This window comes from Microcoleus sp. N9_A1 (assembly GCF_036701795.1).
Classification (GTDB): Bacteria; Cyanobacteriota; Cyanobacteriia; order Cyanobacteriales; family Microcoleaceae; genus Microcoleus.
Genome location: NZ_JAUBRI010000081.1, coordinates 1 through 25,233, shown reverse-complemented (window position 1 = coordinate 25,233; position 25,233 = coordinate 1). Strand labels below are relative to the sequence as shown.

Genomic DNA, 25,233 nt, shown 5'->3' with positions numbered 1-25,233 from the left:
TACGACTAACTTCTTCTGAGCCACAATTGAGGCAAGAATTAATTTCTACTGTCATATCACTAATGGCAAACACTTCTTTTTAATAGTAGCTTAATTTTACTCCATCCTTTCCTTCAGGGCACTACCGAATTTTGTTCAGATCAAGCCCATCCAATTGGGACTTTTCCTTTGAGTACAGAAGAAGTGCCAGCAGATTTTATTCACGATTACAATCCGACTCAAGGTGATGTCATTGGATTGGCGGGAGGACTAACGCGAAACGATATTGTTTTGAGCGAAAGGTTTGCAACAATTGGCGATGCGAGAAGTTACGATAGCAACGGGCCTACTCCTCCGGGACAGCCTCAAACTCTTGAGTTTAGATTTTTCGACATTAAAGCGACGGTGATTCGCGAAGCTACTATCGGCAATATCTTGGGTTTAGTGAAGGATGTTTCGCCGAGTTAAATTCAGTTTAGCTCTGTGTCTGACGGGGCGATCGCCCTAGGTTAACTCAAATCGGTACATATTGCTGCTAAGGATCGCGAACTAAATAATTTACACAAGGAAAGTGGGGTGTCCCGCCCGCCATTTCTGGACGGGCGGGACGCCCATCCCACAAGAACCATCACGCATTGTAAGTTATTTAATTCTCATTTCTAAGAAGCAGAACACGGACGGGCGGGACGCCCATCCCACAACACCAAGGCTATCAATCCTCGTTCCCAGGCTCTGCCTGGGAAGGCATATCAGCGAGGCTCTGCCTCCCGATTCCTGACCTGAATTTAACAAACATTAAAATTGCCAAAAATCCGCCACATCATATCCCATTTCGCCCAGCATTTGCCGCAGCAGAGGCAAACTCAAACCGATCACATTTGTGTGACATCCTTCGATTTGTTCGACAAAAAAGCCGCCTTTACCTTCGAGTGCAAAACAGCCTGCACAGGCGAGGGGTTCTCCCGTAGCGACGTAGGCCGCAATTTGGCGCGAGGTAACTTCCGCAAAATGAACTTTTGTAACTTGATAGCGAACGATCGATCGCGACCTAGCCTGATCAAAGTCATCGAATCTCGTATCAATTAAAGCATGACCCGTATATAATTCGCCCACCTTACCGCGCATTTTCTGCCAGCGCGAGATTGCTTCTTGGGCATCCTTCGGTTTGCCGTGAATTTCCCCATCAATGACCAAAATTGAATCGCATCCCAACACCAAACACGATTTGGGATTAGGGATTTGCGGGTGAGAATTAGCCAGCAAGAATTTAGCTACAGCCTCAGCTTTTCCCTCGGCTAAAACCTGCACTAACTTAGTGGCATCCCTCATTTGTATTTGCCCTTCATCAAAGTCGCTGGGGCAAATCACAGCTTGAATGCCGGCATTTTCTAGCAGGCTGCGGCGCGCCGGAGAAGCTGAGGCTAACACAAAAGTTGGATTTTTCATAAGTTAAAAAGGAAGAAGGAAGAAGGAAGAAGGAAGAGGGAAGAAGGAAGAAGGAAGAAGGAAGAAGGAAGAAGAAAAATAAACTAAACTATTCCCATGCCCAATGCCCTGCGCCCTATTCCCCATTCCCAACTACTTTTTAATCTAATAAACAGAGAAAGATTTAACGACTTTCTCAAAAGCTTCTTTTACCTTCGGCCAGCGTTCTTCGGTAGTTGAAACGTTAAGCGTAAAAAGTTTGCCGCGGCTGATGGCTACACTCGCTAAGTTGTGCCGTTCTTGGTTTGGCAACTTAACGGCGTATTCTAAAATGTAATAGCTTTTCGATCGCGATTCGCGAGCTTCTGCACTGACTAATTCAGCTTCGCGGCCCGAATCACTCGGGGCTATCGCACTTTTGCTGAGCTTGTATCCCACATCCGTCGGCGTTCCCAAATCCGCCAGAGTTTTGTCCTTGGCGACTGAACTGATTACCACGCTGACATTCTCGGTTTGCTGGATCAAATCGCGGAACACCACATCGGGCCCATTAGAAACTGCGATCGGCAGCCAGCCGTTAGGATAGAGAAACTGATAGCCGTCGCCAGTATCAACGTAGCTTTTGAGTCCGGTGACTTTAGACACACAACCTGTCAAACTGAGGCTTAGAACCACCAGAAGTATTGCCGCAATTCGTTTGAGCATTCTTTTTACGGGTAGGGTAAAACAAAAATATTTAATTTTAATTGTCTCACCAAACCTTGCCCCTCAAAATAGTTAAGCTATGGATCGCCGTTTGTGTACCGCCCGCGATCCATAGCCATATAGTTTAATTGTTAACAAAATCATTACAGGTGAGTCAGCCAGCTAATCAGCCCGTGCTTGGTCGAAACTTCTAAAGCCAAGAGAGAAACAAAGCCAATCATGGCAAGGCGGCCGTTTAAGCGTTCTGCGTAGGGAGTGAAGCCGGTGCGGGCTTGGTCATCGATGTATACTGTCGGCTCGATCGCAAAATTGTTCATTTTGCCTTGGTCGTCCAGCATTAAGCCTCTGTTACTCATCTTTTTTTTCCTAAATGGTTTTTAGTGTACTGTAAATAAATGTAACAGACTTATGAAGATATGTAAAGGATTGTGAGAATTTTTTTTTAAAGACCTCGATCTGACACCAGTTTAAAAAAAAATACAACTGTAGGCAAGCTCTAAACCCTTATATAGTCAGTCTTTCCCAAATCTAAAATCTAAAATCTAAAATCTAAAATCTAAAATGGTATGACTGTGGGTAGACTCTGGGCCCCGGAGGGGGGAGGATAGAGTGGAGAGGCACAAAAGTCGATGGTGTATGGCAAATCCAGTCTGGGTTTGACGGAAATTGTGGAACGGAGGAAAAATTTATGCGGGCCAGTCTGGAAATGCGGTGGTTTTATAGCGGTGCGTTGCCAAAATCGATCAATCAATGGTTTGGAAGCGACAGTCTCGGCGGGTATCTTTCGCCTCCAGAAGAGCGGGAAGACATATATTTGCTAGTACCTAACTGCGACTACTTGGGAGTGAAGCTGCGCGGGAAAACCTTGGAGGTAAAGTGGCGTCAGGGAGAGTTGGGGGCGATGCAGTTCGGCAACCGCTGGGAAGGTAAGGCCGAGAAGTGGCTCAAGTGGGTTTGTGCCGACACCATCGCACCGATATCGGCGGATATTTTGGCGACAGGAAAGTGGGTGGGAGTCAAGAAAAAGCGAGCGCAGCGTCTTTATCAAGTTTCGACCCCTGGTTCCCTGATGTCTGTGCCTGTGGAAGCCCCAATTCCCCAAGGTTGCAGCGTGGAACTTACTCAGTTGAACATTAACGGCAGCGCGTGGTGGACTTTGGGATTTGAAGCGTTTGGCAGCGAAAGTTGTTTGACAGAAACCCTGGAAACAGTAGCTGGTTGGACTAGCAAGAGTTATCAGGCGCAAAAGTTGAAAGCTGAGGATTCTTCTGCTTATCCAATTTGGCTAGGCAACAAGTAATATCAAACCCGGCTTTAATAATACCTCCTGTATTTTTTAGTCGCCCTCTGTTGGAACGAGAGGCAAGTTGAGACCGGGTTTCAACCGCCGAGTCTGGCAGTCCTGGACGCCACTGGCATATATAGTAAGGTGCTCTACTACCGGAAATCTTCAATAATCTTTCAATAACGGAGTCTGACGCACCTGAGATGTTGCACCATTTTCAATTAGGTTTTTTACGGGCGGGCTCTTCGGGCCACCCCACAAGAAAACTCACTCTTTGTGGAACAGGCATCTTGCCTGTTCTTGAGAATGGTGCAAGATGCAGCCTAAAAATCGATCGTCCTGTGACAGTTAGCCTTAGTTTTATCTGATCGAGGGGGTTTGTAACTATTCCCCCTCTCCTCTTCTCTCCACTCTGCCAGCAGTTCTCAGAATTTGACAAGCCAAAATCGCCGCCCCAAACCCATTATCAATATTCACCACACCCACACCAGCCGCACAAGAATTGAGCATTGTTAAAAGAGGAGCAATCCCGCCAAAACTTGCGCCATAACCCACACTTGTCGGCACAGCAATCACCGGACAATCGGCCAAACCCGCCACCACACTCGCCAAAGCACCTTCCATACCCGCAACCGCAATCAACACATCAGCATCGGCAATGACGTGCCGGTTACTCAGTAAGCGGTGAATGCCGGCAACTCCGACATCCCACAAACGCCGCACCTTAAAACCGCAAAGTTCCGCAGTAACTGCCGCCTCTTCCGCTACAGGCAAATCCGCCGTTCCCGCACTGATAATAGTCACAGTACCCGGATGCTGCGGACTGGGGGAATTGGGAGAAATTGCACAAATTCGAGCCTTTTGGTGATAGCACAAATCGGGTATTTTTTGTTGCAATTGCTCGAAAACTTCCGGTTCGATTCGCGTCGCCATCACCGCAGAATTTCGCCCGCGCATCGCCTCTATAATCTCAACAATTTGGTCGGGCGTTTTCCCCGGGCCCCAAATTACTTCAGGAAAACCTGTTCTTAAAGTACGGTGGTGGTCAATTTTGGCAAAATCACCGACTTGTTCAAAGTCAAAATGCTTTAATTTATCCAAAGCTGCGATCGGGCTAACATAGCCTGCAGCCACAGATTCGAGTAACTTTTGTAAAATTTTAGGTTCCATAAATATTAGTCAGTTGTCAGTTGTTAGTTGTCAGTTGTTAGTTGTCAGTTGTTAGTTGTCAGTTGTCATTAGTAACAAATAACCAATAACAACTAATAAATAACCAATAACAACTAACAACTGACTATTCTGCTATTTTTAGCTCGTACAAATTCCAGAAAGCACCGCCGAGGGCACTGTAGCGAATTCCCGAAATGCGATCGCGCACCGCCTTAAAAGTCAGCGGATTCACCATGTAAATAAAAGGCACTTGTTCCGCTGTAATCCGCTGCGTCTCGGCATAAAGCTCCTTGCGCTTCGCCTCATCAAGCTCTTGGGAAGCCTTCACATAAAGGTCATCGATTTTCTGTTCCCAGTCGTACACTTCCCAACCCTTAATCGGCGGTTCTCCGGCTTGCGGGCCCTGGTTGAAAGCGTGCGAAGTCCCGTTGACCGACCAAATATTGTAGCCGCTGTGGGGTTCAGTACCTCCCGTAAAAGCGCCCAAGTAAGTATCCCAATTCCGCGTCAGGCGCAGCTTTTCCAAATAAGTGTTAAAACTCAGGAACTGCGTATCAACTTGCATCCCTAGTTTGCCCAAATCTTGCTTAATTTGCGTTGCCATTTGTTCCCGCACTTTTTTACCCGTAGCTATCAACAAAGTAAATCGCACTTTGTTGCCTTCAGCATCCAACAATTCGCCGTTACTATTATACTTGAAACCAGCACTTAACAGTAACTCTTTCGATTTTTGCCGATCGTAACTGTAAGTTTTCAATCCCTCTTCTGGGGACAGGTAGAACGGACTTTGGGCCGGAATTGGAGAATGCAGCGGTGCGCCAAGTCCGCGATAGATATTGTTAGTCATGGCGGATCGGTTGATGCCGTAGGCGATCGCCTGCCGAAATTCCTTACTCGCGAACCACCGAGACTTAACCGGGTCTACAAACGGCTGATTTTGAGCATTGCGCCCCTTATTCAGATTGAAACACATAAACACGCTGCCAGTATCCGGGCCGCCGTTGAAGACCGTATATTTGCCGCGTTTTTCCTCCCGTTTCAGCAGCGGAAACACTTCCGGCTCCACGTCCAGAGTATCCAAATCCCCCGAGCGAAAATTCAGCAGTTGATTGTCAGTATTTTCGATAATTTGCCAAACAATTTGCTGGATGTAAGGTTGAGGATTTCCCTCAGCATCTTTGCGCCAAAAATACGGATTTCGTTCCAAAACAACGCGCTGATTGGGGGTAGAACTCAGCATTCGGTATTGACCGTTGCCGACAATTTTTTTAGGGTCAGTATCCGTGCCCCAAGTAGTCAGGAATTTAAGATTGCCGTCTGCATCTGTATTTTCGACAGCTTCCTGTAAAATATGAGCTGGTAAAATCGGGATTCCCCCAGCATATCTAATAAAAGGAGCAAAGGGTTCTGCAACGGAAAATTCTACGCGGCGACTGTCGAGTTTTTTGACTTTTGGAAATTCGCCACTGATGCCAACCCTCAGAATATCTTTCAAACCGCTAGGAATTTTGTCATTGAAATAAATCTTTTCATAGCTGAAGATAATGTCATCAGTAGTCATCGGTTCGCCGTCAGACCATTTCAATCCCTCTCGCAGGGCGAAGACAATCTTTTTGCCATCTTTAGAAACTTCCCAGGACTCTGCTAAACCGGGTTCTAGCTGCGATGTCAAGCCGTTTTCGTTGATCAATCCCTCGTACATATAGCCAAAAACGCTATATCCAGATTGATTTAGCGGGTAGTTGAAGGTGGCCGGGCCGCTGGGGGTGGGAACGATGAGCCTGTTGGTTAATTGCGATCGCACGGGAGTGCACGCAGACAGACTGATAGTGGCAATTAGAGCTAGCAAAACAGCCAACCAGCGGCGCTTTGAATGTAAAATAGGGAAAATTTTCATAATAATTTACCAAAAAATATGGTTTCGCATCAAGGCTTATAGGGACAGCGCCCAAATCCCTCATAAAAACAGCGCTGTCAACTGTCAACTGTCAACTGTCAACTGTCAACTGTACCACCTGCGTGCGATTATGACTGAGATTGTAGCCAACCCAGAAAGTTTTTAGTGACAGAGAAATATTTTGTAATCCCGGCTTCTCGCAAAACATCTTGAACTTCCGGTAGACCAAATTCTTTGACGTTACCGCTGAGCAATACTTTGGTTTCTGTAGAATGCGATCGGGCATGACTGAGGATACAATGTAGAATCAAATTGTCTGTTGGGTCTTTTTCGATGATAGGTGTGTTTAAAGTTGCTTGAATAATCTCTGAATTTAATACAATCTTTTCTGCATTTTCTGACATCAGAGAAATTGCTTCACGCAGCCGCAATTCAATTTCATCTATTCGTTTGAGATAGTAAACTAATGACTCTTCTAGGTAAAAAGACAGAGATGTGGCGTGTTCAGATGTCACATCTCGCTTTGTTTCGCTAATTGGGCGACTTAGCTGTTCCTTAAAAGAGTTTTGTCGCTTCAACTCGTCCTCGAAAGCTGACCAAGCGTCCATATAACAAATGCTGGGTATGACTAACTGAACTGATGAGGACAAATCTCGCAGTAACATAATTGCTTCAGCCTCACGCCCTGTAGCAATACTCATCAGAAAGTTGGTCTCGATATATATAATTGCCACCTAATTCCACTCCTGATTTTGTTGTTCCACCTGCGAGTAATGGCGGCAAACCGATGGCTGCTATTTGTTCTGACGCTGGCGGAATTTCTGATTTCCAGTTATAGTCTAAGTCATGCATCCACGATTCAATCAGCCCCTTGATCGTACGTTCAAAGATCCATGTACTGCCAAATGTCGGCATATAATAGCGACATATTTCACCAGTATTGAGAGTGCAAACAGGCTCGGATAAATTCACACCATCCCATTTGAAAATCAGAATTTGTTCGGTGTCAATAAACATAGCATAGGGAACGATCGCGTTTTTTTCAGACATTTTAGCTAATACAGCTTTGATCCAGTCGATCGCGCGATCGACAATTTTCTGTTTCGCCGCTGGTTCTTCAGCTTGAATGATTTTAACCTCGATTAGCACGACTATGCGATCGTCTTTATCCAACGCGATCACATCCGCGTCTACAGGAAATTGTAACTCCCAGGTGTCAGTGTCCATGATTTCAGGCTTCCTAGCGATTTTGGATTAAACAATTGACTCCACAGTCAATTTTAGATGATAGAGTTCTATTTTTTGCCCAGCAAAACTACAGCATAGGCTGCGATTCCTTCCTCTCTCCCCACGGGGCCTAACTTTTCGTTAGTAGTAGCTTTGATGCCAATTTGGTCAGGTTTTAATTGTAGAACACCAGAAAGTCGATCGCGCATTTGCTCAATATGCGGTTTCAGCTTTGGACGTTCAGCAACAACCACCGAATCAATATTGCCGATTTCCCAGCCTTTATCTAATATTAACTGATTGACTTGTGCGAGCAATACGAGACTATCAGCACCTTTCCATTTCGGGTCAGGTGGCGGGAAATAAAGACCGATATCTCCTAAGCTGAGAGCTCCCAGCATCGCGTCCATAATCGCGTGGGTAAGCACGTCTGCGTCGCTGTGTCCTAATAAGCCTAATTCGTGGGGAATGTGCACGCCGCCGAGGATGAGGGGGCGTTCGGGAACTAAGCAGTGAATGTCGTAGCCGTTGCCGATGCGGATGTTCATGTAAAGTAGATTTTTGAGAAAAGCAGACAGTAGACAATTATTTCATATTTTGTCTGAGGATAATTGAGTTTTTTGGGCGATTCCTACGGGATAACACAGATAATTGCCAAGCTCAAACGATCGCCCTCAGCCATCAGCCATCAACCAACCCGAATCAAATCCGCATAGGAACCCAACAAATCATCGCCAGTCAAACTATCGCTTTCCTGCTGCGGACTCCAAATCAACTCAAAAACCAGCAAACTCTCAGCAGGAGTCGCCGCCGCTCGCTCTAATGCTGCTTTCAATTCCCCAACATCGCGAATGTCTCCAAACAGGGATTTAGTATCGTCGGTGCCAATCAAAAACGTCACTACAATATACTCTCCAGGCTCTCGATTGCCATCACTGACAGACTCTTGGCGGATGTCGCCGTTAACGATACTCAGAGTTTCTACACTTAACTTGCTGCGTTCTTGAATCGAGATTTGATTGAATATTTGCGCCGCTTCCTCCCGACTCACAACTGTTTGGGAATCTACAGAAAAGTGAGTCCAACTTTCGGGCGCTCGCAAAACACTCAAAACAGCTTCTTGCAAAAACTCTGCCCTGGCTGTCGCACTTTCTACGTTGAACTTTAACGCCAATTCAGTTAGCTGAATTTGAACTTCGCGAGCTTCGGCTAACATTGCGACTTGTAACTTGCTGACAGCAAAAAGGCCGACTTTAAGTTTATCCCCAGACTTTGGTCGATAATAGTAAATACAGTAAGCTATTAACGCTACACCCGCTCCCGAAACAAACAGCCAAAACCAAAACCATCTCCCATCCTGAGATAAAGATGGCGAAGTCGTATCGTTGCCAGAATTATTTTCAGTGGTAATTGGTGCTGGATTAACGGCAGGCTGTTGCTCATAACGGATATTTGGCTGACTGTTATCGGGATTGTCTGAAGATGGCGAAGTCGTATCGTTGCCAGAATTATTTTTAGTGGTAATTGGTGCTGGATTAACGGCAGGCTGTTGCTCATAACGGATATTTGGCTGACGCTTACCGGGAGTGTCTGAAGATGGCGAAGTCGTATCGTTGCCAGAATTATTTTTAGTGGTAATTGGTGCTGGATTAACGGCAGGCTGTTGCTCATAACAGATATTTGGCTGACGCTTACCGGGAGTCTCTAAAGATGGCCAATTCCTAGGGGGAGGCCAATTATTTTTAGGGTAACTCGTGGTAAAATTCTGGCGGGCTGTGGATTATAACGGATCTTTGGCTGACTCTTACCGGGATTGGAAGGCAATGAAGAACGTGGTACTAACTTATCGGTCTTATCGGTGCGCCGCGGTATAATTACAGCTTTATTCTTTCCCTCATATCGGGGAATCCGAGTTTTAGGTGCGACGACAGGTGCAGGTGAAGCCGGCTTTTCAAAAGAGCCACTGCGAACTCTTCCCCCAGTGTTTCCGCTGTTGCTGGGACGGCTGGGAATGGAACTAGAAGAAGTGCCAGACGAGCTGTTTCTAGAAGAACTAGAAGAACTAGAAGAACTAGAAGAACTAGAACGGCTAGGCGAGGTACTGCTAGAGCGGCTGGAACTGGAACTGGAACTGGAAGAAGACGATCGCCCGCCACTACTTCGGCCAGTGCTTCGGGCCAAAGCTTCCCGGTTAATATGTAACCATTTGCCGCCGCTGGCAGGAGTTAAATTGACAGTAACTTCAGCGGCGAGCAAAAAGACGATCGCCCAACAGCACAAAAGTTGATTTTTTAGCATAATTTTGTCTACCAAAAATACATTGCTAAACCAAGACTGTCAACACCTAACACTTAATTAATCCGCTAGCAAATCCGGTCGCCTTTGGCGAGTTCTTTCAATTTGCTGTTCCTTGCGCCAGCGAGCAATTTGGGCGTGATTACCAGACAGCAACACGTCGGGCACTTTCAAACCCCGAAAATCCGCCGGCCTAGTGTACTGCGGATAATCCAAAAGCCCGTCTTCAAAACTCTCAAACTTTAGAGAATCTTCCTTCGCTACAGTTCCCCGCAACAATCGCAAAACCCCATTTATCAAAGCTAAAGCCGGAATTTCGCCCCCCGTGAGTACAAAATCCCCCAAAGACACCTCGCGAGTGACCAAATGCAGCACTCGATCGTCCACACCCTCATAATGGCCACAAATCAACACCAACTGATCGCGATCGGCCGCCAACTCCCGAAACATCGCCTGCTGCATCGGTTCCCCCTGGGGAGTCAGCAAAATCACCTCTCGCCTTGGCAAAACCGGCAGCGACTCCACCGCAGCAAAAATCGGTTCCGGTTTCATCAGCATCCCCACTCCGCCCCCGTAAGGCTCATCATCGACTCGCTGGTGTTTGTCTGTGGTAAAATCGCGGGGATTGACAAAATTCACCTCAGCAATCTTTTTAGCTAAGGCTTTGCCCATCAGTCCTGACTCCAGGGGAGCCCGGAAAAATTCTGGAAATAGGGTAACAACGTCAAATCGCACAATTATTGGAATTTCATTGATACATCACCTCTAGTTTGACCTTTAGAGGGAGTTCAGTTTTCAGTAATTGCTTTATTCTTTATAATTTCTTATAATTTCTGAAAATTTTGGCAAGTTAAATTCTCTTCCTGTGTCGGCGGGCCGGTTTTGTAAAAAAATAATCTGTTTTTCATGACAGCGACTGCAAGCAAACTCGCCGCCAAACAACTGCGGGATAGTGCGATCGGCGATCGCACCTGACTCGCACAAACAAAAATTTATTCTTAAAAAGCCCTATTGTACCCACAGCAACGGCAAAATTGAATTTCACATCCAACAGAGGAAGACACACCATGCAGCAGTTGACATCTCAAGCCCTTGAACACAATATTCCCCAGCGCACAAAAACCTCGATTATGGTCATCGGGGGAGCCGAAGACAAAGTTCACGGGCGAGAGATTCTAAACACCTTTTTTTGCCGTGCTGGGGGTGCAAACGCTCGGCTGGCGATCATTCCGTGCGCTTCGCGAGATCCCGAAGGAATTAGCAACCGCTACCGCACAATATTTGACGAAATGGGCGTTAGTGCCGTCAAAGTAGTGGACATCCGCGAACGCGAACAAGGCGAAAACCCCGTCTGGAAAGATTACTTAGAAGACTGTACGGGCGTATTCATTACAGGCGGCGACCAACTGCGGCTCTGTGGACTCCTGGCGGACACCCCGCTGATGGAGAAAATTCGCAAAGAAACTCTCGAAGGCAAGATTACCCTCGCTGGCACCAGCGCTGGTGCTGCGGTGATGGGATATCACATGATTGCAGGCGGTGGAAGTGGGGCGTCACCAAACCGCTCTTTAGTAGACATGGCAAACGGACTTAACATTATTCCTGAGATCATCGTCGATCAGCATTTTCACAACCGCAACCGCATGGCTCGCTTGCTGTCGGCTGTGGCTTGCCATCCAGATCGCCTCGCTATTGGTATTGACGAAGACACCTGCGCCTTGTTTGAGGGAGACGATACTATGAAAATTCTCGGTAAAGGCACTGTGACTATTGTTGATTCTAGGGAAAATTTTTATACCAATGAGTCTATGGTAGGAGCGACAGAACCCTTAAGTCTGTTCAATATGCGCTTGCACGTTCTGTGTCACGGAGATTGCTACAATATGCCCCTAGGCAAACCAATGCCATCAGGAGCGTGTTCCGAGTCTGGCTGGCCCCCCGAATGCCGCACAGCCAACTAACGTAGAACATCTCTTGTCATTGATTCGGCAGAAATTAGGCGGCATTCCGGCCGAATCATGGATACAAACAACAATAGAATACATTCCGAACCAGCCACTGGCTGACCCTAGGAGGCAGAATCACAGAAAATTCTAACTTCGGGCTTTGAGTTTTTGCTAGCCATGTACCTGTACTTGTTTTTAGCCGATCGCTGGGGCATGAATTTTCAATGGGGTAGCCCATAACTGGAAATTCACTCCCAAACTGTTCGCAGCGAACAGTCGATCGAGCAATCTAGATCGAAATTGAATAAATGCTCCAATTATCTATAAGATTTCGCGCCCCATACCCCTCTAACTGCCATGAAAATACTTAAAATCCAGACCTTACGCGGCCCCAACTACTGGAGCATCCGACGCCAGAAACTCGTCCTGATGCGTCTGGATTTAGAGGAGTGGGCAGATAAAACCACATCGGAAATTCCTGGCTTCTATGAAGGGTTGATCGCCGCACTTCCGAGTTTGAACAACCATCACTGTTCTCCAGGCCATAAGGGAGGCTTTCTGCAACGTGTCAGAGAAGGCACAATGATGGGACACGTAATCGAACACGTCGCCCTAGAACTTCAGGAAATGGCAGGAATGCCGGTCGGGTTCGGTCGCACCCGCGAGACTGCGACCCCAGGCACTTACCAAGTAGTAATTGAGTATCAAAACGAACAAGCAGGTCGCTATGCCGCCCGGGCGGGCGTGCGGATGTGCCAAAGGATTGCCGATACTGGCACTTATCCAGCAGCAGAATTAGTCCAAGATTTGAGAGACCTCAAGGAGTTTGCTTTGTCGGCAGCCCTCGGGCCGAGCACGGAAACACTGATTAAGGAAGCAGAAGCGCGCGGCATTCCTTGGATACCTTTGAGCGCCCGGTTTATGATTCAACTCGGCTACGGGGTTCACCAGAAGCGGATTCAGGCAACTCTGAGCAATCGCACGGGAGTTTTGGGAGTAGAACTTGCCTGTGACAAGGAAGGTACCAAAAATATCCTCGCCAGCGCCGGCGTACCGGTTCCCAGAGGGACGGTGATTAATTATTTGGATGAACTGCGCGGGGCGATCGAAGATGTCGGCGGTTATCCGATCGTCCTCAAACCCCTAGACGGCAACCACGGCCGCGGCATTACGATCGACATCAATTCCTGGGAAGCAGCAGAAGAAGCCTACGACTTAGCCAGCGCGGCATCAAAAACAAAAAACGTTATTGTCGAGCGCTATTACGTCGGCCGTGACCACAGAGTATTGGTAGTCAACGGGCAAGTCATAGCAGTTGCAGAACGAGTCCCCGCTAACGTCGTAGGCAACGGCAGGTCTACAGTAGAACAGCTTATTGAAGAAGTAAACCGCGACCCGCAGCGAGGAGACGGACACGACAACGTGCTCACCCGGATCACGATCGATAAATTGTGCCTGGATTTGCTGCAAAAACAAGGATACGCGATGGACTCCGTAGTGCCCGCCGGTGAAAGAGTATTTTTGCGCGCGACAGCAAACTTGAGTACCGGTGGAATTGCAGTCGATCGCACCGACGAAATCCACCCAGAAAACGTCTGGCTGTTTTCCAGAGTCGCCAAAATTATCGGTTTGGACATCGCCGGCATTGACGTAGTAACTCCCGACATCTCCCAACCCCTGCGCGATGTCAACGGCGTCATCGTCGAAGTCAACGCAGCACCGGGTTTCAGAATGCACGTCGCCCCGAGTCAAGGTTTACCCCGCAACGTCGCCGGCGCGGTCTTCGATATGCTCTTCCCCTCACCTCAACCCAGCCGGGTGCCGATTTTAGCGGTAACGGGAACCAATGGCAAAACGACAACCACTCGCCTACTCGCTCACATTGTCAAGCAGACCGGTCAGATTACTGGCTACACGACTACCGACGGCACTTACATCGGCGATTATTTGGTGGAAAGCGGAGACAATACCGGGCCGCAGAGCGCTCAGTTGATTTTGTCCGATCCGACGGTGGAAGTGGCGGTGCTGGAAACGGCTAGAGGTGGAATTTTGCGATCGGGCTTGGGCTTTGATCAGTGCGATGTGGGCGTTGTTTTGAACGTCGCAGCCGATCACTTGGGCATCGGCGATATCGAAACCGTGGAACAACTAGCCAAGCTCAAGAGCGTCCTCGTCGAGTCAGTAATGCCCAAAGGCTATGCAGTTTTGAATGCAGACGACCCGCTTGTAGCACAAATGGCGCAGCGTGTCAAGGCTCAAATTGCATATTTTTCGATGAACCCGGACAACGAACTGGTTGCCAAACATACTGCTGCGGGCGGGCTGTCTGCGATTTACGAAAATGGCTACTTGTCGATTTTGAAAGGCGATTGGACGCTGAGAATTGAGCAGGCTGTGAATGTGCCGCTGACGATGGGCGCGCGCGCGCCGTTTATGATTGCTAATGCTTTAGCGGCTTGTTTGGCGGCTTTTGCCCAAGGAGTGAAAATAGAGGATATTCGATCGGCTTTGTCAAGCTTCCAAGCATCCGTCGGTCAAACTCCCGGACGCATGAACTTGTTTAATTTGGGTAGCTATCACGCTTTGCTGGACTACGCCCACAACCCCCACAGCTACAAAGCTTTGGGCAGTTTCGTGCTGAATTGGCCGGGAATGCGGATCGGGGTAGTGGGTGCGCCCGGGGATAGACGAGATGAAGATTTTGTCACGCTGGGCAAACTTTCGGCCGAGATGTTCGATCGTATTATTGTCAAAGAAGATATTGACAGACGTGGCCGAGAACCCGGTGTCGTGGCTAAGTTGATTTGCCAGGGGATTGCCGAGGCGATTTCTGCAGGAACCGCAAACAAATCTCAAGTTGAATACGAGTTGATTCTGGACGAAACAACGGCAGTTAACAAAGCTTTAGACGAGGCGCCAGCAGGCAGTTTGGTGGTGATTTTACCTGAAGGTGTCACGAAAGCTCTGGCTTTAATTGAAGCCCGGAAACCGATTCAGGAATCTGTGGTAAATGCTGCTATTGTCGATCGGGTTTCCGAGTCGCGAGACAGTTTGAAAACTTCGGTGTAAATCAAGGCTAAACTCTGAAGTTTAATTGAATTAATAGGTTGGGTTAACGAAAGGAAACCCAACCTTTTTGCTTTAGAGAACCACCGTATTATCTTTCAATATTTTCTCTGTAACCTCAATCAGTTCGCACACAGAATTTTGCGTAAGTTGTGTAGTTTTAAACCCATGAGCAATAGAGTTATGCAAAGAACGCGCATTCATTAATAACTGATATTCAGATTTAGAAATCACGCCCTCCACCGTCAGTTGTTTCACTAAATAAAGCGGATCTAATCTTTGCAAACTTAGCTCTTCTTTCTGGGCAACAATCCTCAAAGTTGCCTCAACTAAAGACCAAGAATATAGCATGGCTGACTCTAAATGTTGTGTGACAAGTTGCTTAGCAACTTGTAAACCTAACTCTATTTCATGCTCTTGAAAAGAATCCTCAGCTTTGGGAAGCTCGACTGCATCCTCCGAGTTAGTCATCACTAACTCAAACCTCCAACCAGGATTTTCTGCTACTGCTTGGGCTAAATTGCGTAGATATGTACTAGAGGGTGAGTTGAGTGAAGCGCGTGACTTGACTGCAATAACCACTGACTCTTCCCGCCGACGCACTATCAGATCCGGGCGATAGCTTTTAAGGAAGTCCGGTAAATCTTCAGAGTTTGGATGAAATGAAATTTCATAACCTTTCTCACGATACTCCTCTGCTAGTTTTAACAGTCGCTCTCTTTCTATGTTTGCAGTTGAAGTTGCCATCATGTCAGTACCTCTTGATCAGGAGCATCAATTACGACAATGTGCAAGAATTCATTGCCACGGGCAAATCCTTCCGCTAGGATTAAGGTCATATTTTCTACTTTAAAGTTACCTGATAAATTCCTCTTGCGGGCTAGGACATCAGTTACTTGATCGTCATCGACATAGGCTAGCCCGATAATTGCATCTTGAATTGGCTTTACTATGTTGTCCACATCGATTTTAACAGAATCGTAGAAATAAGTTATCTGGAGCTTGACTAGGCCAGTAGCTGTTTTCTGCTCCGAAGACCAGTATTTTTCAGCCTCTTGCCTCACCGTGATTTTCCAAGCTTTGAGAAGAGCTCGCCTACGAGCTTGTTGTGATACTGGTGGGCCATCTACTATGAACTCAAATCTCGCCAAAGTGTTTCTAAATAGAAGATTGGGGATTATTTTACCTTTTAACTACCGCCCACTGAGTAATCGGTGCCAGTTGTAGGGTGCGTCGCTCGTTTAATCTGGCGTTGTGGGGCGAGAGTTGTTTTTGGCGACGCACCCTACGTTGAATTAAGTGAACCGTATTGTGCTAAGCAGTTCCGCATTTAAATTGTGTTTCAAGAATCAATCAAACAATGAGTGGGGTGGGCACGCGAGCCCGCGTCGAATATGCAATTTAAATGCAGAATAGCTTATACTTAAGAAAAACTTTGTACATCTTCCTCAGATAGCTGAGCTATTTTCATTAAGGCTCTCAAGGTTCCAACTTTCAAATCTTGATTTCGGTGAACAGGAATTGACAAAATTTGTTCTAATTCCGGGTTTTCATAGATATGATGACTGCCGGTAACTCTTTTCAAAACCCAACCTTTATGCTCTACTATTTTGCAAAGTCGCTTGCCAGAAATAGATTTCATACAGCAATTTCCACAACTCGATCTGTGGAGTCAATTGCTTCACGACTATTAGCAACTTCTAGCCAACCTTCAATCGCATCTTTTAAATTAATTATTACTTCTTCTATCGTCTCCCCTTCAGTAATGCAGCCGGGAAGCCCTGGAACTTCTGCCCAATAGCCACCTTCTTCTGCAGGATGTACGATCGCTCTAATTTTCATATATTTATTGAGGTATTTTTCAAGCACTAAAGCTATAAAAACCCGGTTGCTACGCAAAATCTTCGTTGTGAACGATCGACTTTAAGGCAGAATCCGGGTTTTTGACTCCGCCTGTATCTAGGAATATCGTCAAACATATTATAGCAAATGTCAATAGTAAAGCGTCCTAACCGCCACGGCGGTTGCTATCAAGCAAAATCGCCAGATCGATCGCCAATACGAACCAATCTAACTATAGAATAAGGAAAAAGCAAGCAGCAGGGTTGAAAAATGAATGAAGCCGATCGCACCAGAGTCGAAACATTCATCACACGCTGGGACGGTTCTAGCGGTAACGAACGGGCAAACTACCAGCTATTTTTTGCGGAAATGTCCGATGCGCTGGGAGTCGATCGCCCGATCGATAAAGGCAGAATTCCCAACGATCCCTACTGCTTTGATAAAGATGTCAAAATTTTTCACCCCAGCGGCAAAGTGACTCCGGGGTTTATCGACTTTCACAAAGCAGAGCATTTTTTAATAGAAGCAAAACAGGGTGGAACCACGGGTAAAAAGGGAACTGCAAAGCGAGGAACTAATACCTATTTGCGAGAAATGGAGAAAGCCTTTGTGCAAGCAGTTGCCTATACGCGCAGTCTCAGCAGCAAACCGCCGTTTTTGTTAACTTGCGATATTGGCGATCATTTTGAGTTGTGGATGGGCTTTAGCGGCGACTATGGCGGCTATGGGGCGCGGCGAGAAATTGGGTTAACCGAACTCCGAAAAGCGGATGTTTTCGATTTATTTGTCGATATTTTCAGCAATCCGCAGCAGCGCAACCCGGAGAAGATTGCGGCGCGGGTGACGCGGGAAGTGGCGGCAGATTTGGCAGAGTTGGCGAAGGGAATGGAGGCGAATGTCGATCCGCAGCAAGTCGCGCAGTTTTTGATGCGCTGTATTTTTACTATGTTTGCTGAGGATGTGGGGTTGCTGAAGGAACATCTGTTTACGAAGGCGCTAGAAACGCGATGGATTCTTAACCCGAAAATGTTTAAACCGGAGGTAGAGGCGCTGTGGGAAGCGATGAATGAGGGGACGAGTTTTGGTTTTCATGGCAAGTTGTTGCGGTTTAATGGTGGATTGTTTGCGGATTCTGGGGCGTTTGCGTTGACAAAGGCTCAGTTGCAGGTGTTGTTGCAGGCGGCGAAGCGGGATTGGTGTAATGTGGAACCGGCGATTTTTGGGACGTTGTTGGAGAGGGCGCTGGATACGCGGGAAAGAAGTAAGTTGGGGGCGCATTATACGCCGCGATCGTATGTGGAACGGTTGGTAAAACCGGTGGTGATGGAGCCTTTGGGCGATCGCTGGATTGCGGTACAAGCGGAGGTTAAACAGTTGCTCAACGCGGGGGAAGCGGAACCGACTGCAAATCAAAGGAAAAAGGCGATCGCAGTTTTAGAGGCATTTTTGACTGAGTTACAACAGGTGAAAATTCTCGATCCGGCGTGCGGATCGGGGAATTTTTTGTATGTAACGTTGGATTTGTTGAAGGGGTTGGAGTCGGAGGTGTTGCGGCGTTTGGAGGATGTTACAGGCGCGGCGCAGTTGCGGTTGGATATTAATCAGGTGAATCCGAGTCAGTTTTTGGGAATTGAGATCAATCCTAGGGCGGCGGCGATCGCAGATTTGGTGATTTGGATTGGCTATTTGCAGTGGCATTTTCGGCGGTTTGGCGATATTCCGCCGATCGAACCGGTGTTGCGCGAGTACAACAATATTGAATGCCGGGATGCGGTGTTAGCCTATGATGCGATCGAACCAGATGTCGATGCGGCGGGGAAGGTGAGAACTCGCTGGGGGGGACGGATGATGAAAAGTCCGGTGACAGGGGAGGATATTCCCGATCCTACAAACCAAGTAACAATTTATCGGTATTTAAATCCAAGGGCGGCGGTGTGGCCGGAGGCGGATTATATTGTGTCAAATCCGCCGTTTATTGGGAATGCGAGAATGCGCGATCGATTGGGAGATGGATATGCAGAAGCGCTGCGAAAAGTCTATAAAGATGTGCCGGATACTGTGGATTTTGTAATGTATTGGTGGCATAAAGCTGCTGGTCTTGTTCGCCAAGAACACATCAAAAGATTTGGTTTGATTACAACCAATAGCATTCGACAGGTTTGGCAAAGAAAGATAATTGATGTTCATTTACAAGCTTATAAAAATCCACTTAACCTATTTTTTGCAATTGCAGAGCATCCTTGGGATCAGGAAGGTGCAGCCGTCCGAATTGCGATGACAGCCGCTGAACTTAAGACTTTTAATCATGCCACAGCCAAGATAGGATATGTATTGAATGAAACGGAAGTAGGAATTCCTGAAGACATAGCTGATAATCTGAGTATTAAATTTATTCATGTCGAGCAAATACTCAGCAATTTAGATTCAGGTGCTAACGTTATCAGCACTCAGAAGCTTAGAGCTAATCAAAATTTATCTTCCAAAGGCATGATGTTAGGTAGTCAAGGTTTTATAGTGAATCATAAACAACTAGAATTACTGGGGTATTCTTCAATAAGTCTGCCATCAGTTATTAAACATTATCGTAATGGTAGAGATTTGATTCAACCTAAATCTGATATTTTTATAATCGATCTATTTGGGATAACAGAACAAGAGGTCAGAGTTCAATATCAAAACATTTATCAATGGATACTTGAAAGGGTAAAACCCGATAGAATCACGAATAACAGAAAGGCATATCGAGATAATTGGTGGATTTTTGCTGAGGCGCGAGCCAAAATTAGACCTGCCATCAATTCACTAGCAAGCTACATTGCAACACCAAGAACTACAAAGCACCGATTTTTTACATTTTTAGATAGAGATATTTTTCCAGAAAGTGAAGTGATTATGATCGCCCTTGATGATGCTTATTTCTTGGGAGTTCTTTCCAGTAAAATTCATGTCATTTGGGCATTAGCAGCAGGTGGAGATTTAGGTGGAAATACACCACGGTACAACAACTCGGTTTGCTTCGACCCATTCCCCTTCCCCACCCCAACCGACACCCAAAAACAAACCATCCGCGAACTCGGAGAACGCCTCGACAGCCACCGCAAACGAGTCCAAGCCACTCACCCCGAAGTCACCATCACCGGGATGTACAACCTCCTCGAAAAACTCCGCAAAGGCGAACCCCTCAACGACAAAGACAAAGCCTTCAACCAAAAAGCCCTAGTCTCCACCCTCAAACAAATCCACGACGAACTCGATCGCGCCGTATTTGCCGCCTACGGTTGGGAATCCACCCTCACCGACGACCAAATCCTCGAAAACCTCGTCACCCTCAACGCCCAACGCGCCGAAGAAGAACGCAACGGACACATTCGCTGGCTGCGTCCCGACTACCAATCTCCCGGCGAAACCTACGTACAACCAACTCTCGAAGGTATCACCACCGAAACCGAAACCGCGATTATTCCCGCAGAACAACAACCCTTTCCCAAAACCCTCAAAGAGCAACTTTCCGCCATCCGCGACTTATTTCGCACTCAAAGCGGCGAATGGACAGCAGCCCAAGTCACCGCCCATTTCAAAGCAGCAAATCGCAAACAAAAAGTCATTCTCGACTGTTTGGAAAGCTTGGAAGATTTGGGAATTTTGCTCAGTCACGATGAAGGTGGCGTGACTTTCTGGCATCTGGCAGAAGTTGGAAATGCCGGATAAGCTTGGCTTGGCAATTGTTATGTCCCAATACGGTTTACTTAAGGCTTTTTGACGAATTTCTTAAGTCAACCATAAGGCGGTAGGGGCGGGTTTAGCTCAAAATTTATGAAATAATCGACTGTATCAAGGCAAAACCTTAAGGCTTTTTGACGAATTTCTTAAGTCAACCATAAGGCGGTAGGGGCGGGTTTAGCTCAAAATTTATGAAATAATCGACTGTATCAAGGCAAAACCTTAAGGCTTTTTGACGAATTTCTTAAGTCAACCATAAGGCGGTAGATACTGTCTTGATCTGTCAAGGGGTAGCAAGTAAATAAGTTGGATCGAAAGGCTTTTGGGACTTTAAAATCCCAAAAGCCAAATGCACCAACTTCCTCATAAGCGCACCAATTACCTGCATTTTGACCTTTCCACGACCCAATAATCGCTCAGTCATGGCTTTGAGGAAAGGATTACAACGCATCGCCACCACCGCAGGCATATATAATGCCTTTCGCAGTCGGACATTTCCCGTACAAGATAAACGAGTTTTGCCATGTACAGAAGTTCCTGAGCTACGCTCACAGGGAGTTAAACCTGCATAAGCTGCCAGTTGACGAGCATTCTTATAATCTTCAATCCGACCAACTTCAGCTAACAATACAGCAGCCGTCTGTTCTCCAATACCTGGAATCGAAGTCAACAGCTCGCGCTGCTGTTTTAAATGCGGATGTTGGTCAAAATGATCGCTAATCATTTTTTTGATTTCTGCTTGTTGTTTTTTGATGTATTCCAAATGAGCTCTCGTAAGTTGAGCTACAGTTTCCGTAGCTGTTTCCAAACGATTCTCTTCCTGTTGATACATCTGAGTCAAAGATTCTAGTCGTCGCAGTAAAGCTTGTAATTCCTTGACTTCAAACGGGGTTGGCTTCCAAAATGAAGGTTTAATTGCTGCACAAAAACGAGCAATCAATGCTGCATCTACAGAGTCAGTTTTGGTACGCAAAAGTTCGCTTTTAGCAAACCCTTTAATCCGAGCCGGATTAACCACACTTACCCGGTAGCCTGCTTCATACAGAAATTCAGCTAGGGCATCTCCGTAAATGCTCGTGGCTTCCATGCAGGCATGAAGTTCTTCCACACCTTGTTTTTTGAGCCAATTATTCAAGCTCTCAAATCCTTCGGTATTATTCGTGAACTTTTTGGGTTTTGAGGCACGCTCTTCTTTCAGTAAAACGACGTGAAAGTCTTTTTTACTGATATCTATGCCTAAAAATGTGGGTGTCATTGTTTGCTCCGAACTCCCTGTTTGTATGAAAGAACATGACAGGCAATTTAACTAACCTTATAAATGCAGGCTGTCCCGTTAAAACGAGCGCCTAAGATACTGTCCAGTTTTTTTGTATGCGCCTGTCATCAGTAATGGGAGCTTATCTACACAACAGACTTGTGATAGTCTAAGGGGCGGGCCAACTTCACCAATTTCTGATGTCCGATCACAACACTTTCTACTGTCATTTGTACCTATAGGCAAGAAACTTTAATGGTTTCTTTATCTTTACTCGTGTTAGGATTCAGTTACAACCGTGTCTGCGGTTTGATTACAACCGTGTCTGCGGTTCTATAGCCTGCGGTCTACGGTTTGATCGACTGACTCACTCTTTTAAGATACAAGGGGCGGGTTTAGCTCAAAATTTATGAAATAATCGACTGTATCAAGGCAAAACCCGCCCTCTTAAGTAAACCGTATTGTGTTATGTCCAATCTTCCAAAACCAGTCCTGGGACTTGTGCAAAATCTTGTCGATTTCGCGTCACTAAAATTGAGTTATTAACCAAAGCAATGGACGCAATTCGCAAATCTTGTGTCCCAATTCGTATTCCCTGACGGCGCAGCGCCAAATATTGCTCGCAAGCTGACTCGTTCATTCAGTTGACAGTTGACAGTTGACAGATGAGTGCGACCTCTACCTAGAAGGAAGAGGATTGGAGTAATGAATAGTTTTCTTTTAATTTCTCGCCTTTAAGGGAGAGGCTTTAAACCAATTCTTTCTGGTAAAATCCAGAACGAGAAAATCGTTGAGAAATTTAACTGCCGATCTCAAACCCACATAAGCCCAAGTTAAGCGTTGCTTCTGTCCGGGTTGTGAAGCTTGACGAATTGCATTGAACCAGCCCTGAATCAATTCCTCAACATTGATGACAGTAATAGCAACATCGCTGGTATGGAGAGTTTCAAAACGTTGTAATATGAGTGGATTAGAGTGTTGCAGCAGTGTGATATGGTCGGTATCGAGAATATATTGAGTCATAAAGTATCAGACTCAGGAAAATCGATATCTGCATTTCGATCGTGGCGATATACTTCAACATATTTCGTGACTTCATTCAGCAACGGATTACATCTCAAAAGAGGTGAAACATTCAACATCGGACGCGCCTCATACCAAGCAATCCGATCGTCAATTTCTAGTTGATTATCCAGATAAAAACTAATCGCATCAAAAACTTGAGCAGCCGTCACGAGTTGAAGTAACTTCTGTGGGATTTCTTCAGGCTTTATTCCCGATTTCCAAAACCCCACAATATCCCGTACAGTAACTTGAGTGTCTGCAATAATCGGTTCCCCCTGCAAAACTTCAGGATTGCGGGTGACATAGCGAGAAATGCTTGTAGAAGATAGCGAACTGGTCATAACGACCTCATAAGACAATGTAAACCTGCCTTCATCTTAGCGTAGTGGACAGAAGATGCCTATTTATTTAATCAGCCACGAGGAAATGTTTGATGCTTATGCTGTTCAAAGACTCTGGGAATAAACTAGATTTTTATCGCCAATGGCATTGATCCGATCGATTGTAAAAGAGTAAAATAAATTAGAGAGTTACGCCCACAAAAATTCCATGCCTCCCGAAGAAATCCTCCTACAATACTGGCGCGAACTTGCCCCCGCCGATCGCGCAAAAGTCCTTCAGTTTACCCAAACTCTAGCGCTCAAATCTTCACCTGAATTTACCCCCAAAACACAACTCGGTCAAACCCTGTGGAAACTTCGCCAACGGGCGATAGCCAACGGTATGAAACTCCTCAATGAAGTGGAGTTAGAGCAAGAAATTGCCGATCGTCGAGGTGGCCACGGTGTCTGATAAACTAACCTATCTGGATTCAGGTGTTCTAATTAGTGCATTTCGGGGCGAACCTTCCATCAGCATTCGTGCCGCTCAAATCTTAGACGATGACACCCGACAATTTGCCACCAGTCGGCTCGTTAAACTAGAAACTTTCTTTACAACAAAGAGCCAGGGAACGGGGAAATAGTCTCGCTAAATGTCCTAACTGTGATTTCTCTACCTAAATCCTGAGCTAATAAATCGATACCGTCAATAACTCGATCTGGTTCTGCAATACTTAAAATATCATAGCATTTTTCTCGATAATCGGGACGGTCTTGGAAATACTCAATCGCTCGATTCAGCGGTTCCATAACTTGATAAGCTGCTTCAGCTTTGTCGATCGCCTTTTGGGGAAGATCACTTGCCAACCTTTGGATTGCCAAATCGATTAAATCTCTAGAGTTTACGCGATCGATCGGCCATCGATCGGCATTTGCTAACAGCTTTTCTGCTATACTATCAACTTGATTCAAGCAAGGAACAGGCGACCAACTAGGATAACTTGGTTCATCAAACTGAATTCGCCCTTCACAAACCATCTCGAATTTAATTATCGTACCATCAACAATAACTGGAAATCTAATACCATACTGGTTTGATTGAATTTCGTTCGGTAAAACAATACCATCGCGATTAGCAAAAATCACATCATAGCCTGCTGCCGCAACTTTTCGGCGCAGGAGATTGTAGCCACCATCCATCGGACACAGAAAGTCAATATCCTGACTTAACCGATATTCTCCATGTTCCATACTTACCAGAGTTCCGCTGCCAAAATAAGCGCGACATTCCTGTAAAAACTCGACATTCAAGTGGCTGAGTACAGTTAATATTTTTTGGTGAATTTCGCGTTCAAACATTGGTTTAGAATTTACCGATTTTTCATGGTTTGGGGACTGACTAATGCTTCCCAGTTCTGCTACCAGCCAAGATTGAGAGTGTTGGCTAATTTGTTGAATAAAAGCCAGTTCCTCAGAGTCCGGTTGTCCCAATACTCCCCAATAATGCCAGCCTGATTCGTAGCGACATAGCATTTCCTTGAAACTAAGATTATGGACATTAGCAACTTGCCAGCATATAGCCTGAAGAAATGGCAGTTCTGCGGGGATTTTAAATGGGGTTGCTACTGTTTTATCGTTCATCATATTTTTTCCCCAAAAACTCCCGATCTATTTCATTTGCAAATACTCCAATACCAGCAACCGCAAATAGTCTAGCATTCGGATATACGATCGCATTTGAAGATAGCCCGATCGCGTTTCAGCATAAAAGTGACCAATCGCAGAACGATCGAACACCCTAAGCTGATGTAAATCTGCGATCGCTTGCTCACGATTCTAAACTCCTGCGCGACGCTCAATCTGACTCGCATAACCGCGAATGCTAACTGTCACTAACTCAAGGAGAAAGAGGGCGGCTTTTGCCTTGAAAAACTGGCTTTTATCATAGATTGTTAGCTAAACCCGCCCCTTGTATCTTGAAAGAGACAAGCTATCAAACCGCAGACCGCAGGCTGTCGAACCGCAGACACGGTTGT

General features: G+C 46.2%; 28 protein-coding genes. 7 read left to right on the top strand and 21 right to left on the bottom strand.

Features of this window, described 5'->3' with window-relative positions:
* Positions 1–168: 168 nt before the first annotated feature.
* Entirely contained in the window at positions 169–447 is a 279-nt protein-coding gene (locus QUA58_RS26750; RefSeq protein WP_333256210.1) for a hypothetical protein, read from the top strand.
* A gap of 327 nt (positions 448–774) precedes the next feature.
* On the opposite strand, the gene QUA58_RS26745 is transcribed toward QUA58_RS26750, so the two are convergent.
* From QUA58_RS26745 to QUA58_RS26735, 3 genes are all read right to left on the bottom strand, one after another.
* Positions 775–1,425 (bottom strand): nucleoside triphosphate pyrophosphatase, encoded by a 651-nt coding sequence (locus tag QUA58_RS26745; RefSeq protein ID WP_333256207.1) that lies wholly within the window; start codon positions 1,423–1,425, stop codon positions 775–777.
* 144 nt (positions 1,426–1,569) lie between these two features.
* Entirely contained in the window at positions 1,570–2,109 is a 540-nt protein-coding gene (gene psbP, locus QUA58_RS26740; protein ID WP_333256204.1) for a photosystem II reaction center PsbP, read from the bottom strand.
* Between the two features lie 143 nt (positions 2,110–2,252).
* Positions 2,253–2,465 carry a chlorophyll a/b-binding protein gene (locus QUA58_RS26735; protein ID WP_333256202.1) on the bottom strand — a complete coding sequence of 71 codons (213 nt, stop codon included), beginning with the start codon at positions 2,463–2,465 and terminating at the stop codon, positions 2,253–2,255.
* A 332-nt stretch (positions 2,466–2,797) separates the two neighbouring features.
* On the opposite strand from QUA58_RS26735, the gene QUA58_RS26730 reads away from it, so the two are divergent.
* Positions 2,798–3,409 carry a hypothetical protein gene (locus QUA58_RS26730; RefSeq protein WP_333256199.1) on the top strand — a complete coding sequence of 204 codons (612 nt, stop codon included), beginning with the start codon at positions 2,798–2,800 and terminating at the stop codon, positions 3,407–3,409.
* A 369-nt stretch (positions 3,410–3,778) separates the two neighbouring features.
* On the opposite strand, the gene larB is transcribed toward QUA58_RS26730, so the two are convergent.
* From larB to QUA58_RS26700, 6 genes are all read right to left on the bottom strand, one after another.
* Entirely contained in the window at positions 3,779–4,564 is a 786-nt protein-coding gene (gene larB, locus QUA58_RS26725) for a nickel pincer cofactor biosynthesis protein LarB (protein ID WP_333397019.1), read from the bottom strand.
* Positions 4,565–4,688: 124 nt separating this feature from the next.
* The gene (locus QUA58_RS26720; protein ID WP_333397017.1) at positions 4,689–6,461 is read right to left on the bottom strand and encodes an ABC transporter substrate-binding protein; all 1,773 of its coding nucleotides are present in this window, start codon (positions 6,459–6,461) and stop codon (positions 4,689–4,691) included.
* A gap of 128 nt (positions 6,462–6,589) precedes the next feature.
* The gene (locus QUA58_RS26715) at positions 6,590–7,162 is read right to left on the bottom strand and encodes a PIN domain-containing protein (RefSeq protein ID WP_333397015.1); all 573 of its coding nucleotides are present in this window, start codon (positions 7,160–7,162) and stop codon (positions 6,590–6,592) included.
* Positions 7,140–7,688 carry a hypothetical protein gene (locus QUA58_RS26710; RefSeq protein WP_333256188.1) on the bottom strand — a complete coding sequence of 183 codons (549 nt, stop codon included), beginning with the start codon at positions 7,686–7,688 and terminating at the stop codon, positions 7,140–7,142. Before QUA58_RS26710 ends, QUA58_RS26715 begins: the two co-directional genes overlap by 23 nt.
* Before the next feature lie 68 nt (positions 7,689–7,756).
* The gene (ispF, locus tag QUA58_RS26705) at positions 7,757–8,236 is read right to left on the bottom strand and encodes a 2-C-methyl-D-erythritol 2,4-cyclodiphosphate synthase (protein WP_333397012.1); all 480 of its coding nucleotides are present in this window, start codon (positions 8,234–8,236) and stop codon (positions 7,757–7,759) included.
* 140 nt (positions 8,237–8,376) lie between these two features.
* The gene (locus QUA58_RS26700) at positions 8,377–8,979 is read right to left on the bottom strand and encodes a DUF1517 domain-containing protein (protein ID WP_333397024.1); all 603 of its coding nucleotides are present in this window, start codon (positions 8,977–8,979) and stop codon (positions 8,377–8,379) included.
* Positions 8,980–9,501: 522 nt separating this feature from the next.
* Between QUA58_RS26700 and QUA58_RS26695 the strand changes: the two genes are divergently transcribed.
* The gene (locus tag QUA58_RS26695) at positions 9,502–9,975 is read left to right on the top strand and encodes a hypothetical protein (RefSeq protein ID WP_333256183.1); all 474 of its coding nucleotides are present in this window, start codon (positions 9,502–9,504) and stop codon (positions 9,973–9,975) included.
* A 68-nt stretch (positions 9,976–10,043) separates the two neighbouring features.
* Here QUA58_RS26695 and trmD read toward each other — a convergent pair whose 3' ends face one another.
* Together trmD and QUA58_RS26685 are read right to left on the bottom strand one after the other, a co-directional pair.
* Positions 10,044–10,718 carry a tRNA (guanosine(37)-N1)-methyltransferase TrmD gene (gene trmD, locus QUA58_RS26690; RefSeq protein ID WP_333256179.1) on the bottom strand — a complete coding sequence of 225 codons (675 nt, stop codon included), beginning with the start codon at positions 10,716–10,718 and terminating at the stop codon, positions 10,044–10,046.
* A 169-nt stretch (positions 10,719–10,887) separates the two neighbouring features.
* Positions 10,888–11,052, bottom strand: a complete 165-nt coding sequence (locus QUA58_RS26685; protein WP_333256177.1) for a hypothetical protein — start codon at positions 11,050–11,052, stop codon at positions 10,888–10,890.
* Here QUA58_RS26685 and QUA58_RS26680 point away from each other — a divergent pair.
* Positions 11,051–11,944 (top strand): cyanophycinase, encoded by an 894-nt coding sequence (locus QUA58_RS26680; RefSeq protein WP_333256175.1) that lies wholly within the window; start codon positions 11,051–11,053, stop codon positions 11,942–11,944. The genes QUA58_RS26685 and QUA58_RS26680 overlap by 2 nt on opposite strands.
* A 342-nt stretch (positions 11,945–12,286) precedes the next feature.
* The gene (gene cphA / locus QUA58_RS26675) at positions 12,287–14,998 is read left to right on the top strand and encodes a cyanophycin synthetase (RefSeq protein WP_333256173.1); all 2,712 of its coding nucleotides are present in this window, start codon (positions 12,287–12,289) and stop codon (positions 14,996–14,998) included.
* A 72-nt stretch (positions 14,999–15,070) separates the two neighbouring features.
* Here the strand turns inward: cphA and QUA58_RS26670 are convergent, their stop codons facing one another.
* From QUA58_RS26670 to QUA58_RS26655, 4 genes are all read right to left on the bottom strand, one after another.
* Positions 15,071–15,745 (bottom strand): hypothetical protein, encoded by a 675-nt coding sequence (locus QUA58_RS26670; protein ID WP_333397011.1) that lies wholly within the window; start codon positions 15,743–15,745, stop codon positions 15,071–15,073.
* Positions 15,742–16,146 (bottom strand): RusA family crossover junction endodeoxyribonuclease, encoded by a 405-nt coding sequence (locus tag QUA58_RS26665; RefSeq protein WP_333397009.1) that lies wholly within the window; start codon positions 16,144–16,146, stop codon positions 15,742–15,744. The genes QUA58_RS26670 and QUA58_RS26665 overlap by 4 nt, the downstream gene beginning before the upstream one ends.
* Positions 16,147–16,418: 272 nt before the next feature.
* Positions 16,419–16,637 carry a type II toxin-antitoxin system HicA family toxin gene (locus tag QUA58_RS26660; RefSeq protein WP_106148860.1) on the bottom strand — a complete coding sequence of 73 codons (219 nt, stop codon included), beginning with the start codon at positions 16,635–16,637 and terminating at the stop codon, positions 16,419–16,421.
* Positions 16,634–16,894 (bottom strand): type II toxin-antitoxin system HicB family antitoxin, encoded by a 261-nt coding sequence (locus QUA58_RS26655; RefSeq protein WP_445301904.1) that lies wholly within the window; start codon positions 16,892–16,894, stop codon positions 16,634–16,636. Before QUA58_RS26655 ends, QUA58_RS26660 begins: the two co-directional genes overlap by 4 nt.
* A gap of 213 nt (positions 16,895–17,107) precedes the next feature.
* On the opposite strand from QUA58_RS26655, the gene QUA58_RS26650 reads away from it, so the two are divergent.
* A complete protein-coding gene (locus QUA58_RS26650; protein WP_333397007.1) occupies positions 17,108–20,545 on the top strand; it encodes a DNA methyltransferase in 3,438 nt (1,145 codons plus the stop codon).
* A gap of 295 nt (positions 20,546–20,840) precedes the next feature.
* Here QUA58_RS26650 and QUA58_RS26645 read toward each other — a convergent pair whose 3' ends face one another.
* From QUA58_RS26645 to QUA58_RS26630, 4 genes are all read right to left on the bottom strand, one after another.
* A complete protein-coding gene (locus QUA58_RS26645) occupies positions 20,841–21,812 on the bottom strand; it encodes a transposase (RefSeq protein ID WP_333397005.1) in 972 nt (323 codons plus the stop codon).
* A 466-nt stretch (positions 21,813–22,278) separates the two neighbouring features.
* Positions 22,279–22,452 (bottom strand): type II toxin-antitoxin system VapC family toxin, encoded by a 174-nt coding sequence (locus QUA58_RS26640; RefSeq protein WP_333397004.1) that lies wholly within the window; start codon positions 22,450–22,452, stop codon positions 22,279–22,281.
* A gap of 80 nt (positions 22,453–22,532) precedes the next feature.
* The gene (locus QUA58_RS26635) at positions 22,533–22,835 is read right to left on the bottom strand and encodes a hypothetical protein (protein ID WP_333397002.1); all 303 of its coding nucleotides are present in this window, start codon (positions 22,833–22,835) and stop codon (positions 22,533–22,535) included.
* Positions 22,832–23,218 (bottom strand): DUF433 domain-containing protein, encoded by a 387-nt coding sequence (locus QUA58_RS26630; RefSeq protein ID WP_333256162.1) that lies wholly within the window; start codon positions 23,216–23,218, stop codon positions 22,832–22,834. The genes QUA58_RS26635 and QUA58_RS26630 overlap by 4 nt, the downstream gene beginning before the upstream one ends.
* A 208-nt stretch (positions 23,219–23,426) precedes the next feature.
* Between QUA58_RS26630 and QUA58_RS26625 the strand changes: the two genes are divergently transcribed.
* A complete protein-coding gene (locus QUA58_RS26625; protein ID WP_106332617.1) occupies positions 23,427–23,669 on the top strand; it encodes a hypothetical protein in 243 nt (80 codons plus the stop codon).
* Positions 23,670–23,809: 140 nt separating this feature from the next.
* Here QUA58_RS26625 and QUA58_RS26620 read toward each other — a convergent pair whose 3' ends face one another.
* Positions 23,810–24,841, bottom strand: coding sequence for a nucleotidyl transferase AbiEii/AbiGii toxin family protein (locus QUA58_RS26620; RefSeq protein WP_333397000.1), 1,032 nt, complete (start codon positions 24,839–24,841; stop codon positions 23,810–23,812).
* Between the two features lie 24 nt (positions 24,842–24,865).
* Positions 24,866–24,994, bottom strand: coding sequence for a hypothetical protein (locus tag QUA58_RS26615; RefSeq protein WP_333276803.1), 129 nt, complete (start codon positions 24,992–24,994; stop codon positions 24,866–24,868).
* Between the last annotated feature and the right edge of the window lie 239 nt (positions 24,995–25,233).

Bases quoted from the DNA above. Each gene is read 5' to 3' on its own strand.
- QUA58_RS26710 (WP_333256188.1), bottom strand. From the start codon at position 7,688: ATGGACACTGACACCTGGGAGTTACAATTTCCTGTAGACGCGGATGTG.
- QUA58_RS26735 (WP_333256202.1), bottom strand. From the start codon at position 2,465: ATGAGTAACAGAGGCTTAATGCTGGACGACCAAGGCAAAATGAACAAT.
- QUA58_RS26720 (WP_333397017.1), bottom strand. From the start codon at position 6,461: ATGAAAATTTTCCCTATTTTACATTCAAAGCGCCGCTGGTTGGCTGTT.
- QUA58_RS26685 (WP_333256177.1), bottom strand. From the start codon at position 11,052: ATGGTGTGTCTTCCTCTGTTGGATGTGAAATTCAATTTTGCCGTTGCT.
- cphA (WP_333256173.1), top strand. From the start codon at position 12,287: ATGAAAATACTTAAAATCCAGACCTTACGCGGCCCCAACTACTGGAGC.
- QUA58_RS26745 (WP_333256207.1), bottom strand. From the start codon at position 1,425: ATGAAAAATCCAACTTTTGTGTTAGCCTCAGCTTCTCCGGCGCGCCGC.
- QUA58_RS26730 (WP_333256199.1), top strand. From the start codon at position 2,798: ATGCGGGCCAGTCTGGAAATGCGGTGGTTTTATAGCGGTGCGTTGCCA.
- QUA58_RS26630 (WP_333256162.1), bottom strand. From the start codon at position 23,218: ATGACCAGTTCGCTATCTTCTACAAGCATTTCTCGCTATGTCACCCGC.
- ispF (WP_333397012.1), bottom strand. From the start codon at position 8,236: ATGAACATCCGCATCGGCAACGGCTACGACATTCACTGCTTAGTTCCC.
- QUA58_RS26715 (WP_333397015.1), bottom strand. From the start codon at position 7,162: ATGAGTATTGCTACAGGGCGTGAGGCTGAAGCAATTATGTTACTGCGA.
- QUA58_RS26640 (WP_333397004.1), bottom strand. From the start codon at position 22,452: ATGAACGAGTCAGCTTGCGAGCAATATTTGGCGCTGCGCCGTCAGGGA.
- larB (WP_333397019.1), bottom strand. From the start codon at position 4,564: ATGGAACCTAAAATTTTACAAAAGTTACTCGAATCTGTGGCTGCAGGC.
- QUA58_RS26650 (WP_333397007.1), top strand. From the start codon at position 17,108: ATGAATGAAGCCGATCGCACCAGAGTCGAAACATTCATCACACGCTGG.
- QUA58_RS26635 (WP_333397002.1), bottom strand. From the start codon at position 22,835: ATGACTCAATATATTCTCGATACCGACCATATCACACTGCTGCAACAC.
- QUA58_RS26620 (WP_333397000.1), bottom strand. From the start codon at position 24,841: ATGATGAACGATAAAACAGTAGCAACCCCATTTAAAATCCCCGCAGAA.
- psbP (WP_333256204.1), bottom strand. From the start codon at position 2,109: ATGCTCAAACGAATTGCGGCAATACTTCTGGTGGTTCTAAGCCTCAGT.
- QUA58_RS26660 (WP_106148860.1), bottom strand. From the start codon at position 16,637: ATGAAATCTATTTCTGGCAAGCGACTTTGCAAAATAGTAGAGCATAAA.
- QUA58_RS26625 (WP_106332617.1), top strand. From the start codon at position 23,427: ATGCCTCCCGAAGAAATCCTCCTACAATACTGGCGCGAACTTGCCCCC.
- QUA58_RS26670 (WP_333397011.1), bottom strand. From the start codon at position 15,745: ATGATGGCAACTTCAACTGCAAACATAGAAAGAGAGCGACTGTTAAAA.
- QUA58_RS26645 (WP_333397005.1), bottom strand. From the start codon at position 21,812: ATGACACCCACATTTTTAGGCATAGATATCAGTAAAAAAGACTTTCAC.
- QUA58_RS26680 (WP_333256175.1), top strand. From the start codon at position 11,051: ATGCAGCAGTTGACATCTCAAGCCCTTGAACACAATATTCCCCAGCGC.